This window comes from Micromonospora sp. CA-248260, assembly GCF_050942205.1.
In the GTDB taxonomy this organism is placed as follows: domain Bacteria; phylum Actinomycetota; class Actinomycetes; order Mycobacteriales; family Micromonosporaceae; genus Micromonospora; species Micromonospora antibiotica.
In genome coordinates, this window is record NZ_CP192021.1 from 5,473,110 (window position 1) to 5,486,097 (window position 12,988).

The 12,988-nt window shown below is 71.7% G+C and carries 11 protein-coding genes; 7 read left to right on the forward strand and 4 right to left on the reverse strand.

The window, feature by feature from the left end; translation table 11 throughout:
- Nucleotides 1–30: 30 nt before the first annotated feature.
- Nucleotides 31–630 (forward strand): hypothetical protein, encoded by a 600-nt coding sequence (locus tag ACQP2H_RS23455; RefSeq protein ID WP_219464189.1) that lies wholly within the window; start codon nt 31–33, stop codon nt 628–630.
- A gap of 28 nt (nt 631–658) precedes the next feature.
- Here the strand turns inward: ACQP2H_RS23455 and ACQP2H_RS23460 are convergent, their stop codons facing one another.
- The gene (locus ACQP2H_RS23460; protein ID WP_357535593.1) at nt 659–1,681 is read right to left on the reverse strand and encodes a PaaX family transcriptional regulator; all 1,023 of its coding nucleotides are present in this window, start codon (nt 1,679–1,681) and stop codon (nt 659–661) included.
- A 292-nt stretch (nt 1,682–1,973) separates the two neighbouring features.
- On the opposite strand from ACQP2H_RS23460, the gene ACQP2H_RS23465 reads away from it, so the two are divergent.
- The 3 genes from ACQP2H_RS23465 to ACQP2H_RS23475 all read left to right on the forward strand — a co-directional run bounded on the left by ACQP2H_RS23465 (nt 1,974) and on the right by ACQP2H_RS23475 (nt 4,785).
- Nucleotides 1,974–3,362 carry an extracellular catalytic domain type 1 short-chain-length polyhydroxyalkanoate depolymerase gene (locus ACQP2H_RS23465; protein ID WP_219464194.1) on the forward strand — a complete coding sequence of 463 codons (1,389 nt, stop codon included), beginning with the start codon at nt 1,974–1,976 and terminating at the stop codon, nt 3,360–3,362.
- A 288-nt stretch (nt 3,363–3,650) separates the two neighbouring features.
- Nucleotides 3,651–4,553: a hypothetical protein gene (locus tag ACQP2H_RS23470; protein WP_208568860.1), complete on the forward strand. Its 903-nt coding sequence runs from the start codon at nt 3,651–3,653 to the stop codon at nt 4,551–4,553.
- Between the two features lie 37 nt (nt 4,554–4,590).
- Nucleotides 4,591–4,785, forward strand: a complete 195-nt coding sequence (locus ACQP2H_RS23475) for a hypothetical protein (RefSeq protein WP_219464196.1) — start codon at nt 4,591–4,593, stop codon at nt 4,783–4,785.
- A 136-nt stretch (nt 4,786–4,921) separates the two neighbouring features.
- Here ACQP2H_RS23475 and ACQP2H_RS23480 read toward each other — a convergent pair whose 3' ends face one another.
- Nucleotides 4,922–6,481, reverse strand: a complete 1,560-nt coding sequence (locus tag ACQP2H_RS23480) for an AMP-binding protein (RefSeq protein WP_219464197.1) — start codon at nt 6,479–6,481, stop codon at nt 4,922–4,924.
- Between the two features lie 342 nt (nt 6,482–6,823).
- On the opposite strand from ACQP2H_RS23480, the gene ACQP2H_RS23485 reads away from it, so the two are divergent.
- From ACQP2H_RS23485 to solA, 3 genes are read left to right on the forward strand one after another with little or no spacing between them, the layout of a single operon-like run.
- Nucleotides 6,824–7,717: a TauD/TfdA dioxygenase family protein gene (locus ACQP2H_RS23485; RefSeq protein ID WP_219464198.1), complete on the forward strand. Its 894-nt coding sequence runs from the start codon at nt 6,824–6,826 to the stop codon at nt 7,715–7,717.
- Nucleotides 7,714–8,541: a pyrroline-5-carboxylate reductase gene (gene proC, locus ACQP2H_RS23490; RefSeq protein ID WP_433228889.1), complete on the forward strand. Its 828-nt coding sequence runs from the start codon at nt 7,714–7,716 to the stop codon at nt 8,539–8,541. The genes ACQP2H_RS23485 and proC overlap by 4 nt, the downstream gene beginning before the upstream one ends.
- 1 nt (nt 8,542) lies before the next feature.
- Nucleotides 8,543–9,688 (forward strand): N-methyl-L-tryptophan oxidase, encoded by a 1,146-nt coding sequence (solA, locus tag ACQP2H_RS23495; protein WP_219464200.1) that lies wholly within the window; start codon nt 8,543–8,545, stop codon nt 9,686–9,688.
- A 71-nt stretch (nt 9,689–9,759) separates the two neighbouring features.
- Here solA and ACQP2H_RS23500 read toward each other — a convergent pair whose 3' ends face one another.
- Complete coding sequence (locus tag ACQP2H_RS23500; RefSeq protein WP_219464201.1) at nt 9,760–10,935, reverse strand: pyridoxal phosphate-dependent aminotransferase; 1,176 nt, start codon at nt 10,933–10,935, stop codon at nt 9,760–9,762.
- A gap of 71 nt (nt 10,936–11,006) precedes the next feature.
- Nucleotides 11,007–12,605 (reverse strand): thiamine pyrophosphate-dependent enzyme, encoded by a 1,599-nt coding sequence (locus ACQP2H_RS23505; RefSeq protein WP_357535602.1) that lies wholly within the window; start codon nt 12,603–12,605, stop codon nt 11,007–11,009.
- Nucleotides 12,606–12,988: the final 383 nt, after the last annotated feature.

The following is a 12,988-nucleotide window of genomic DNA, read 5'->3' on the forward strand; positions in this document are numbered from 1 at the left end:
GAGCCTGCTCACCGGCAGTAAGGATCATCGATGTTGCGCAAGCATCTGGTCGGGTTGATCGTCGGCGTCGTCGTCATCGTGGTGCTGGGTGCCGCCGCCGTGGTCTGGATCACGCTCAACAAGCCGGAGCCGACCGGGCCGGGTCCGGACGCGGCGGCACCGGCCGGGGCAACCACCTCCGGGGCAACGCAATCGCCGTCCGGCAGTCCCACCCCGTCGACCGCCGCGCCCGGCACGGCCGCTTCGGCGTCGCCGGAGTCCGGCCCCCGGCGGATGAGTCGCCTCCTCTACGACGACGGGCAGAACACGGCGACCGTCACGGGTCTGGAGGTGACGGCGGGTACGGTGCGGGTGCAGCTGCGTTATGCGACCCGGTCCCCCGGCGGCTGGGTGCTCAGCTGCCCGGCCCGGACGGCGGATCTCCAGTCGTCGCATCTGACGCTGGGCGACGGGCGGCAGGTCTTCCCGGTCGACACGTACTGCGCGTCGCAGCGGCCCGGCACGGATTTCACCCTGCGGCCCGGTGCGGTCCTGGAGAGCTGGGGCGTGTTCCCGGTCGTGCCGTCCGGCGACAGCCCCTTCTCCCTCACCTGGTACGACCTGGGCACCGTGGAGGGGCTGAAACTCTGAGCGGGCCGAGGGGCCGGCAGTGGCCGGGTCAGTGCGACGGGGACGACTCCGCCAGGTCGGTGTCGGCTGTGGGTGGGGCGGGGCTGCGGGCTTCGGTGGCACACACCCCGGCGAGCAGGTCGGCGGTGCTGTGCGCCCGCACGTCGGCGTACGTGCCGTCGGCGAACCGGGCGACGACTGCCCGGACGTGCCGCTCGGCGGTGTCGGCGAGCCCGTCGTAGACGGCGGCGAAGGTCTCCCGGGCGGGGCCGCGCAGCCAGCCGGCGGGCAGCAGCCGCAGCGGTAGCTGCGGGTCGAGGGTGGGGAAACGCCGGAAGGTGTCCATCACCTCGGTCCGGGCCCGCACCGCCTCGGCGCCGTCGACCTGACCGGCGGCGATCCGCGGCAGGAGGGGCCGCCAGCGCCGCAGGAAGCTCTCGTACTGGGCGGCGACGGCCGCGACGTCCCAGGCGTCGAGCGGGTCGCGCCCGGCGACCGCGTCGAGGTCGACCCGCCGGCCCCGGAAGACGGTGACCGCGCCGAGGTGCAGCTGGGTGAGCTGGGCCCTGGCCTTCGGGGTCAACTCGTGCGGGGAGATCCACAGCCCGTCGTACAGCGGCGCGTAGCCCAGCCAGCGCAGCCGGCCACGCAGGGCCCGCCGTTGCGCGCTGCGCTCCTGCGGCAGGGAGAAGGCGACGAGTGTCCAGCACTCGTCCCACGGTTGGGTCGTGGTGGTGGCGGCCATCACCCAGCTGCCGCCGACGGAGAGGCTGACGGCGGCGGACCGGCTGAGCCGGTACGAGCTGCGCCGCCCCTGCCGGCTGCCCTCCAGGACGCCCCGGCGGGCCAGTCGGCTGATCACGGTCCGCGCGCCGGCGAGGCTGACGTGCGACTCGGCCAGCAGCGCGACGATGGCGGCGGACGGCAACCAGGCGCGGGTACGCAGGGTGTAGTCGGCCAGCAGGGTCACCGCGACGCCCTGGGGCGAGTTGCCGGCCTGCCGCCGGGGCAGCCGTACCGGGTGGTCCCCGTCGTCGGGGAATATCTCCTCGATGTCGAACGGGTGTGGCACGGGGACGCTCCGGGCTCGGCTCGGCGACGGTGGCACCGACTGTAGACGGCGTACCCGGGCCCGCCTACCGGGCGTGGTTCCACGGTGGACCGGGCGTACGTCGGTGATCGACCAGTGTATCGAGGCCATTCGATTGACACTTGTCGGACCGAAGAGAACACTAAGTGCCATGCAATGCCACCTCGGGCCGGGGCAGGGCATGCCGGACGCCAAGGGCCGGCGCGGACCACACGGGCATCCGGGCGCACCCGTGCCGCGCGGCCGATCTCAACCTGTGAGGGAGTCACGCCCCATGAGAATCAGACGGAAACTGTTACTCGCCCTGGCGGCGCCACTGGTGGCCACACTGACGGCCGCCGCCCTGGTGGTACCGACGCTCCAACCGGCGTACGCCGCGTCGTTGGTCGAGGTGACCAACTTCGGCGACAACCCCGGCCGGATGCGGATGCACATCTACGTACCGAACACCCGCCCGACCAACCCGGCGGTCGTGGTCGCCATGCACGGTTGCGGCGGCACCGGCCCCGGTTTCTACTCCAGCAGCGAGTTCGCCTCGCTGGCCGACCGGTACGGCTACATCGTGATCTACCCGTCCGCGACCCAGCAGGCCGGCTTCGGCAACTGCTTCGACACCTGGTCGGACGCCGCGAAGCGCCGGGGCGGTGGCAGTGACCCGGTGTCGATCGTCTCGATGATCAACTATGCCCAGCGGCAGTACGGCGGCGACCCCCGCCGGGTGTTCGCCACCGGCAGTTCCTCCGGCGGCATGATGACCAACCACATGCTGGCGCTCTACCCCGACGTGTTCGCCGCCGGGGCCGCCTTCATGGGGGTGCCCTACAACTGCTTCGCCAACGCCGCCGACTACCCGCCCGGCGCCAGCCAGTGCACCGGCGGGAACATGAACCGCACCCCGCAGCAGTGGGGTGACGCGGTCCGCCAGCAGGCGTACCCCGGCTACTCCGGTCCCCGGCCGAAGGTGCAGCTGTGGCACGGCACCGCCGACACCCTGGTGCCGTACTCGCTGCTCCAGGAGACCATCGAGCAGTGGACCAACGTGTTCGGGCTCAGCCAGACACCCACCTCCACCGACACCCCCCAGGCCAACTGGAACCGCCGCCGCTACGCCGACGCCAGCGGCAACGTCCTCGTCGAGGCGTACAGCGTCCAGGGTGCCGGGCACAGCCTGCCCTCCGGTGGGATGGCCGCCGTCGCCCTCGGGTTCTTCGGCCTGACCAACCCGCCCCCGACCACGCCGCCCCCGACCACCCCGCCGCCGACCACCCCGCCTCCTACCACGCCGCCGCCGACCACGCCGCCCCCGACCACCCCGCCGCCGACGACGACCCCGCCGCCCAGCTCCGGGGCCTGCCGGGTCACCGCCAGCGTCAACGCCTGGAACAGCGGCCTGACCGAGAACCTGACCATCACCAACACCGGTTCCAGCGCCGTCAACGGCTGGTCGCTGGTCTTCACGCTGCCCGGCGGGCAGAGCATCACCTCCGGGTGGAACGCCTCCTACTCCCCCTCGTCCGGCCAGGTGACGGCCCGTAACGCCAGCTACAACGCCGCCATCCCGGCCGGCGGGTCGGTCGACATCGGATTCCAGGCCAACCACACCGGCAACACCGCCAAGCCCACCTCGTTCACCCTCAACGGCGCGGCCTGCACGGTCGCCTGACCCCACCTACGGGTGCGGGGACGGTCCCCGCCCGACCGCACCGCCACCACGACTCTCCCCCGCCCGCCGTCGGGCGGGGGAGAGCGCGACGGCGGAGCGGCAAGCACGGCAGCGGTGCGGCAAGCACGGCAGCGGGTGGGAAGCGCCAAGCGCGGCGGTGGGCGGGTCCGGCGGCGACAAGCACTCCGACATCGACCCCGGCCATTTCGGAAAACGTACGTGGCCGGTGCGGCACCCCCGTCGTAGTACCCTGTCGGCCAGCGTTCCGGCAAGGCGGAAGGACCTCCCGTGGCGGCGTTCTACCTCTCCTCCATCGCCCATCTGCACGGGACGAAACACCTCGTCCGGGAGCTGGACGAGGTGGGTGCCGACAATCCACGGTTGCTCGACGACGGGCTGGAGTCGTATGGAGTGACGACAATGTCCTCGATCGAGATGGCCGGCGAGGTCGGTGCGCGTGCGCTCGCCGGCGGGCTGGTGCCGGACGCGATCGTCTACGCGACGGAGACCGCCGACGGGGACGGCGTACGCAGGAACAACGTGCGCCTCGCCCGGGCCGTGGACGCACCCGGCGCCGCGACCCAGACCGTCGCCGGTCACGGGTGCGCCAACCTCGGCCTGCTGCTGGGCACGGTGCAGGGGCTGTTCGCGACGACCGACGTCGACACCGTCCTCGTCGTCACCGCGGACCGTGTCGTCGGTCGCGGCCGGATGATGGACGCGGAGCTGTCGGTCCTCAGCGACGGTGCCGCCGCAGCCCTGGTGACCCGGCACCGGCCGGCGGGTGACGGGCTCGTCCTGCTCGTCAACGGCATGGCGCTGCGCAGCGACTGGCGCGGTGACCTCACCGACAACAGCCCCGCCGCGCAGCGCCGCAACGTGCTGCTCGGCCGGTCGGCCGTCAAGGCCGCCCGGGAGGCCACCGGTCGCGGTCCGCGCGACTTCACCCACGCCCTGTTCAACAACTACCGGCTGCCCGCCCAGCGGTTCCTCACCGGCGCGGCCGGCTACTCCTTCGACCAGCTGCTGCCCGGTCGCCTGGCCGCGCACGCCCACGAGTTCGCAGCGGACCTGCTCGTCAACGCCGACCTGCTGGCCGCCGACGGCGTGCTCACCGCCGGCGACCGGTTGGCACTCGTGGCCACCGGACCGCACTCCTGGGCCGTGATCGACGCCGAGGTCGTCGGCTAGGCCCGGTATCGAAGCAGGTGGTGACTAGACTCGCCGCATGCGGCAGGCGATGAAGGAGCTGACCTTCTCCGAGTGGTACGGCTTGGGCCCGCTGGCGCTTGCCGTCCTGGCGGGCATCCGCGCCATGGTGGCCGACGAGCCCTTCGCCCGCTGGGCATGGACCAGCATCGTCGTCCTCATGCTGATCCTCTGCGCCGGCTACGTCATCTGGACGAGGAAGCAGCGCTCCTGAGACCTGCGCCACGGCCGTTCGTCGACAGCGGCGACAGCGACGCCGGCTGCGCGGCGCACGGCAGCCTGTCGGACCGGGTCGCGACAGCGCGGTGGCGTCCGAGCCGGTTGATGCCGCATTCGACGGTTCCCGCACCTCAGCGGGACCCGTCGGCGGCGACCGAGGCCAACCGCAGGTAGTCCACCTTGCCGTTCTGGTTGAGGGGCATCGCCTCGAGCCACTCGACCCGGGTGGGCGTCATGTACGGCGGCAGCACCCCGCGCAGCTCCGTGGCCACCCGGGCCGGCTCGGTGTCGCCGGTGCAGAACGCCACCAGCGACTCGGCCGGGGCCTGCCCGAGCAGGACGACGGCAGCGTCGATGACGCCGTCCAGCCCGCGCAGCGCCGCCTCGATCTCGCCGAGTTCGACGCGGTAGCCGCGGATCTTGACCTGCCGGTCGAGGCGGCCCAGATGGACCAGGTGACCGTTCTCGACCCGGACCCGGTCACCGGTGCGGTACCAGTGCGCCGGGGTGAGCGGTCCGGTCCCGTCGTAGACCCGCGCACGGGCGTCGCCCCCGGCGTCGAAGCTGAGGAAGCGCGCGGTGTTCTCCTCGGGATCGAGGTAGCCCGCGAACCGCTGGACGCCCCGCACGCACAGCTCGCCGTCGCGCCCGGCCCGGCCGTCGCGGTCGACCAGGATCCAGTCGTGCTCGGGCAGCACCAGCCCGATGGGCACCGTCGCGTTGCTCGTCGTCGGCCAGTCGGTCGGCGACCCGGGTAGCCGGTACTCAGCACAGCTCACGGTGAGTTCGGTAGGACCGTACACGTTCTCGATCACGCTGCGCGGCGCCGCCGCGTGCCACACGGCCGCCTGCTCACGGGTGAACGGCTCCCCGATGAAGATGCTCCAGCCGAGGTCGGGCATGGCGTCGGGGGCGAGCAGCCGCAGCCGGCGCGCGTAGGAGACCTGCGACGGCACCGAGAACCAGTGGGTGATCCGTCGCTCGTTGACGAACGTCGCCGGACGCAGGAGTTCCCTGGCGGTGGCGACCACCAGCGTCGCGCCGCTGCTCCAGGCCGCGAACAGGTCGAACACGGACGGGTCGAAGGTCAGGTCGAAGTTCTGCGTGAGCCGGGAGCCGACGCCGATGTCGTAGCGGCGTACCACGTGCTGCACGTAGGCGGCGGCACTGCGGTGGGCGATCGGCACCCCCTTGGGCACTCCGGTGGAGCCGGAGGTGAACAGGAGGTAGGCGACGTCGTCGCCGGTGACCGTCCGTCCGCCGTCGTCGGGTACGCCGCCGACCACCGGCCGGTCGTCGTCCGGGTGGACCAGACGGACGCCCACGTCGGCCAACGCACCGAGGAGGGCCGGATCGACCTCGTCGACGACGACGGCGGCCAGGCCGGCCCGGCGCGCGATGCCGGCGTTGCGCGTCACGGGAGCGCCGGGGTGCAGGGGCACCACGGTCGCGCCGAGCCGGAGCACCGCCAGATAGGCGAGGTACGAGGTCACGGAGCGGGTCGAGAACAGCCCGACGCGGGTGGCGCCGGGGGCCGTGGCGGCGATCCGCGCCGCGAGGAGGCCCGCGCGTCGCCAGAGTTCCGGGTAGCTCAGGAACTGGTCGCCGACTTCCAGCGCGACCGCCTCCGGATGGTCGGCAACCGATCGCCGCACCAACCCGGCAAGGTCGACGGCGGTCCCCACGCCCATGAACCGACACCCCCACATATAGACCGACATCTACCAGTGCGTCAGGGAAGGTACCCCACGATCCGCCCGCCGCCGACCCCTCCCGGCTGGGCGGACGGCCATCCGACAGTCGTCCACACTATCGACGTTCTTACATATAGATTTAGGTCACGATCCGGTAACGCTGCCCCAACTTGGGAGATTTCATCCACTTGAGAGGGTTGCCGGGGCGTGGAAAATGGTGTCCAGGAAACCGCCTATTCACATTCGGCGTCGAATGCGTGCCAATGTCGGCCTTCGATGCCTGTGTCCTCCCTGTGATCTGTGCCGACGTCTTCCCTGACCGCTGATAAGGAGACATCCGTGGCGATAACCCTCAAGCCACTCCATCCGCTCTTCGTCGCAGAGGTGACCGGCGTCGACCTGACCACGCCCGTACCGGAGGACGTCTTCGCCGAGATCCACGCGGCCTTCGAGCGCTACGCGGTCCTCGTCTTTCCCGACCAACCGGTCACCGACGAGCAGCAGACCAGCTTCAGCCGGCTGTTCGGGCCGCTGGAGACCGCCCCGAACTTCGCCGGCAAGGCGCTGCGGCTGAGCAACGAGTTCACCGACATCTCCAACCTCGACCACGAGGGCAAGCTCCTCGACCCCGAGGACCGCCTCACCCGCTACAACCTGGGCAACCAGATGTGGCACACCGACAGCTCCTTCAAGGCCGTCCGGGCGAAGTGTTCGCTGCTGTCCGCCCGGGAGATCCCCCCCACCGGAGGCGAGACCCAGTACGCGGACATGCGCGCCGCCTACGACGCGCTGCCGCCGGAGCGCAAACGCCAGGTCGAGAACCTCGTCGCCGAACACAGCATCGCCCACTCCCGGGCGAAGTCCGGGTTCGACAGCTTCAACTCCGACATCGCCACCGCGCTGCCACCGGTGCCGCAGCGGGTCGTCGACCACTACCCGGGTTCCGGCCGCAGCAGCCTCTTCCTCGCCTCGCACGCCTCACACATCGTCGGCTGGCCGGTCGAACAGGGGCGGGCCCTGCTCGAAGAGCTGGTCGAGTTCGCCACCCAGGACCGGTTCGTCTACACCCACCACTGGCGCGTCGGCGACCTCACGGTATGGGACAACCGCTGCACCATGCACCGCGGCCGCCCGTACGACCTGCGGCAACGGCGGGTCCTGCACCGTACGACGGTGTCCGACGTCGTCACCAACTACCAGGTGACGATGGCACACGCGGAGTCGCGCGGATGACCGCCACCCGGCGGCTGGTCATCGTCGGCGGTGGTCACATGGGGCTGGCGATCATCCGCGGGCTGCTCGGCGGACCGGCCGGTCCGGAACTCGTCGTGGTCGAGCGCAGCGCCGCCCGACGCGAACTCCTCGCCGAACTCGACGGACTCACGGTCGTCGCCCACCTGGATCTGGCCGAGGGCGACTTCGTCGTGCTGGCCGTCCCGCCGCAGGTCTTCGCCGAGTTCGCCGACGCCGAACGCCACCGGTTCACCGCGTGGACGCCGGTGCTGTCGGTGATGGCCGGCCTCACCGCCGAGACGATCGCCACGGCGCTGGGCACCACGCAGGTCGTCCGGTCCATCCCCAACACACCGTCCGAGGTGTTCCAGGGGATGTCGGTCTACCACGCCGGCCCGCAGGTGTCGGCGGAGACCACGGCCCAGGCGGAGGCCCTGCTGGGGGTGATCGGCCGGGTGCTGCGGGTCGACCGCGAGGAACTGGTCGACGACGCCACCGCGATCTGCGGCGGCGGACCGGCGTTCGTGAGCTACATCGTCGACGCCTTCTGCCAGTTCGCCGCCGCCCGGGGCTTCAGCGAGGCGGCCGGCCGGGAGATGGCGGTGCAGGTGTTCGGCGGGACCGCGACCCTCATCGCGGAGAGCGGGAAACCGCCGATGCAGCTCTGCCACGAGGTGATGACGCCCAACGGCACCACCGAGCGCGGCATCGCCGCGTTCGACGCCGCCGGGCTGAAGGGCTCCATCCTGACCGCGCTCACCGCCGCCGCGCAGCGCTCACGGGAACTGGCCCGCCCCCACGGGCCCGGATGCGCGGTGGGGTGAGGTGTCCCCCACCTACGACGTGGTGGTCGTCGGGCTCGGGATCATGGGTGCGTCGGCGCTCCACCAGCTCAGCCGGCGGGGAGCGCGGGTGTTGGGCGTCGAGGCCCACGGACCGTTGCACGACCTGGGTTCCTCGCACGGCCAGACCCGCATCTTCCGGCGGGCGTACTGGGAGGGCGAGCAGTACGTCCCGCTGCTGGACAGCTCGTACGAGGGGTGGTGGGAACTCGACGCCGCGACCGACGAGACGATCGCGCTGCGCACCGGCGGCCTGTTCGTCGGCTCCCCCGACTCCAAGCTGGTGCAGGGCTCCCGGGACACCGCGCTCCGGTGCGGGATCAACCACGAGTACCTCGACGCGGGCGAGATCACCAGCCGGTTTCCCGCCTTCCACGTCCAGCCCGACGCGGTCGCCGTCCACGAGCCGGACGCGCTGATGCTCTTCGCCGACAACGCCCGGCTCACCTACCTGACGCGGGCGACCGCCGCCGGCGCCCACCTGGTCCACGGACGTGCCGTGCGCACGCTCTCCCCCGGCTCCGGGGGCACCGTCACGGTCGTCGGCGACGGGTGGGAGGTGAGCTGCGGCGCGGTGGTGCTGACGGTCGGCGGCTGGGTGGGTCGCTTCCTGCCCGGTGAGATCGCCCCCGCCGTCACCCCGATGCGCATTCCCGTCTTCGAGTTCGACGTGGCCGAGGCGCGGGAGCGGGACCACCTGCCCGGACGCTTCCCGGCCTTCCTCTACGAGGACGCCGGGGGAGCCCTGGTCTACGGGCTCCCCCGCTGGCGGTCGGTCGACGGCGGGCTGAAGATCGGCTTCCACAACCGGCAACTGTCACCGCAGGACGTCGACGGTGACCGGCGTCCACCCAGCGACGCGGAGCGGCATGAGCTGTGGCGGACGATCAGCCCGGTGCTGCCGGCCGTCCAGCCCACGGGCCGGGGTCGCTCCTGCATCTACACGATGTCGACCGACGAGAGTTTCCTCATCGGCCGCTCCCGGGAACTCGACGGCGTCTGCTACGCCAGCGCCTGCTCCGGCCACGGCTTCAAGTTCGCCCCGGGCATCGGGGAGGTCCTGGCGCAGCTCGCGCTCGACGGACGGTCGACGGTGGACATCTCCGCGTTCAGCCCCGACCGGCTCTGACGCCCCGCCAGGTTGACCCGCGCCGTGCGCCCCGCCCCGACCACCCGCAGTGGTGGCCCGTGCGGGACCGGTCAGACCGCGGCGATGAGGCGTTCGAGGGCGAGTTGCAGGCGCTTCGGGTCCTGGGCGAAGCAGATCCGGAAGTAGCCGTCGAATCCGTCGCCGAACGCGGAGCCGGGCGCGATGCCGACCCCGGCACGGGCGACGAGTTCCTTGGCGTACGCCAGGGAGTTGTCGACACCCTCGATCCGGAAGAACGAGTAGAAGGAGGCCGGGACGTCCGGCGCGAGGATGCGCGGGTGGCCCTGGAAGGCGTCCGCCACGGTCTCCCGGCCCCGCGCGCTGCGCTCCACCATCTCGGCCACGAACGGCTCACCCTCGCGGATCGCCGCGACCCCCGCGTGCTGCACGAAGGTGGCCGACCCGGTGCTGTTGATCGCGCTGAGGTTACCCACCTGGTGGGCCAGGCCGGCGGGGTGCACCAGCCAGCCGAGCCGCCAGCCGGTCATCGACCAGGTCTTGGAGAAGCTCTGCACGACGAAGAGCGCGTCGTTGTCGTCGGCGACCTCCAGCATCGACGGCGTCGCGACGGACCCGTCGAAGACCAGCCGGTTGTACACCTCGTCGGAGATGATCCAGATGCCCTTGCGCCGGGTCAGCTCCAACAGTTCCCGCTGCTGGGCCGAGGTCATCGTCCAGCCGGTCGGGTTGCCGGGTGAGGCCAGGAACACCGCGCGCGTCCGGTCGTCGCAGTTCGCCTCGACCTGCTCGAGATCCAGCGACCACCCGTCCGGGTCGGCTTCGAGGTTGACGAACCGTACGGTCGCGCCCATCGACTCGACGGCGATGACGATGTTCGGCCACACCGGCGCCACGACGACGACGTTGTCCCCCGGCTCCACCAGGCACTGCAACGAGATCATGATGGAGGTCATCCCCGACGAGGTCGCCGACAACCGCTCCAGCTCGACCTCCACCCCGTTGGTACGCCGGTGGTACTCCTGGATCGCCTGCCGCAGTGGTGCGATGCCCCGGCGGTCCGCGTAGCGGGTCTTGCCCTGGTCCATGGCGAGTTCGGCGGCCTGCCGTACGACCAGCGGGGTGGGGAGATCCGACTCACCGAAGCAGAGACTGACGGCGTCGGGATAGTCCTGGCACAGGCGCGCGACGGCCACGATCTCCTGCGTCCGCATGTGCGCGAGGGCGGCGCGGAACGGGGGGACGTCGTTGCGCGGGGCGGTCGGCATGGGTGGTCTCCTTGACGGCTGGGGCGCACGTCCGGCGCGGGGAATGGGCGACGCATCGAAGTCTGGCGTTGTCAGCGCACCCGCGGCAATCGGATCCACGGCCACGGATTGGCCATCTCCCCGACCGGAACCTCGATCACCGTCGGCACCCGCTCCCGGGCGAGGCCCTTCTCGATCTCGGCCCGCAACTCCTGCGGGTCGTGGGCGCGGACACCGACCGCGCCGAACGCCTCCGCGAGCTTGACGAAGTCGGGGTTGTGCAGTTCGGTGCCGATCGTCTGGGTCAGGAACTTGCGCTGGGCGCGCTTCACGTTGGCGTAGGACCCGTCGTCGAAGACGACGGCGACGACCCCGATCCCGTGCTGGACCGCCGTCGCCAGCTCCGCCGCGGTGAACAGGAAACCGCCGTCACCCGAGATGGACAGCACCGCGCGGTCCGGGTAGGCGACCTTGACACCGAGCGCCGCCGCGAACCCGAAACCGAGCGCCCCGACGTACGTCGGCAGCACGTAGGTCGACGGGCGCAGCACCGGGAACATCAGCCGGGCGACGTAACCCACCTGGGTCATCTCGTCGACGAAGAACCCGTCCTCCGGCAACGCGGCACGCATCGCCCGGACGAGGTCGACCTGGGGGGCGAGCTTGTCGAGCTCGGCGTCCACCGCGTGCCGGGCGTCCGCGACCGCGGCCCGCCACTGCGACCGCCGCGCAGGCGGCGGCAGCCCGTCGAGCAGCGCGCGGAGCACCTCGGTGGCGTCCCCCACCAGGGACACCGCCGGCGGGGACACCCGGTGGATCTCCTCCTCGTCGAGGTCGACACGGATGATCCGCAGGCCCTCGGTGCCCCACTCGACCTGGGGCCGCAGCAGCCGGGTCCCGACAGCCAGGACGACGTCGGCGTGCGGCCACAACCGGTGTGCGACGGGCAACGACACCGACAGCTCATGGTCGTCCCGCAGCACCCCGCGCCCGCCCAGCTCCGTCGTGACGGGCGCCTGGAGCAGCTCGGCGAGCCGGGCGACCTCCGCCGTCGCGCCGCGCGCCCCGCTGCCGACGAAGATGACGGGCGTGCGGGCGGCGGCCAGCTCCGCGCGGGCCGCCTCGACGGCGCGCGGGTCCGGCGGCGCGGGGGGCGGCGACGCCGGCCACGGTGGGGCGGCGGTGACCTCCGCGGCCAGCACGTCGGTCGGGATCTCGATCGCGACGGGCCGGGGGCGGTGGTGACCCAGCCGGTGGAACGCCTCACCGAGCACGCGGGTGATCGACGCGGGCTCCTCGACCCGGGCCGCCCACCCCGTCAGCGACCGGAGCACGCCCAACTGGTCGGGGATCTCGTGCGGGACACCCAGGTTCCGCCCGAGCACCGGGGTGGGGATCTGGGTGGCGACGCACAGCACCCGGGCGTCGCCCGCGTAGGCGGTGGCCAGCCCGGTCAACGAGTTGAGCACGCCCGGCCCGGAGATGACGAGGTACACGCCGACCCGGCGGCTGGCCCGGGCGTACCCGTAGGCCATCAGCGCGGCGGCCTGCTCGTGCCGGGTGTGCACCACCCGGATCGTCGTGTCGGCGAGCGCCGCGAAGATGGCGTCGTGCTGCTCACCCGGCACGGTGAAGACGACCTCCACCCCTTCCTCGACGAGTTTCGCGACGAGGTGCTCTCCGACGTTCATGCGGCCTCACCAATCGCTCTCGGCACCGACGGATCTCGGACTTCCCGGCCGGTTGCCGGCGGCGACGGTGTCCACCGCCCGGCCGCGACACCCGGCCGCACCGGCCCGGCCGCCGTCCGGCGCACACCTGTGCACCCGGCACGCCGACGCGTCCCGCACCACGGACTGCCACAATTCGCCGGAATGGACGTGATCAGTACGAAGGGTGGCGACAGTTCCAGCGGGTCGGCCTTTCAGGAGGATTCGTCGCGCAGAAGTGGCACTCAGGGTGGTGTTCGGTGAGGCGAAGTCGGTGCCGTGGTGCGTCATGTCCGTTGCTGCGCTGCTCATTGCGGTGTCGTCCGACAGATCAGAGAACACCGCCGTCAAATGCTAAACGTCAA

Coding starts and splice junctions, on each gene's coding strand:
- ACQP2H_RS23455 (WP_219464189.1), top strand. CDS start 31: ATGTTGCGCAAGCATCTGGTCGGGTTGATCGTCGGCGTCGTCGTCATC.
- ACQP2H_RS23465 (WP_219464194.1), top strand. CDS start 1,974: ATGAGAATCAGACGGAAACTGTTACTCGCCCTGGCGGCGCCACTGGTG.
- ACQP2H_RS23475 (WP_219464196.1), top strand. CDS start 4,591: ATGCGGCAGGCGATGAAGGAGCTGACCTTCTCCGAGTGGTACGGCTTG.
- ACQP2H_RS23480 (WP_219464197.1), bottom strand. CDS start 6,481: ATGGGCGTGGGGACCGCCGTCGACCTTGCCGGGTTGGTGCGGCGATCG.
- proC (WP_433228889.1), top strand. CDS start 7,714: ATGACCGCCACCCGGCGGCTGGTCATCGTCGGCGGTGGTCACATGGGG.
- ACQP2H_RS23500 (WP_219464201.1), bottom strand. CDS start 10,935: ATGCCGACCGCCCCGCGCAACGACGTCCCCCCGTTCCGCGCCGCCCTC.
- ACQP2H_RS23505 (WP_357535602.1), bottom strand. CDS start 12,605: ATGAACGTCGGAGAGCACCTCGTCGCGAAACTCGTCGAGGAAGGGGTG.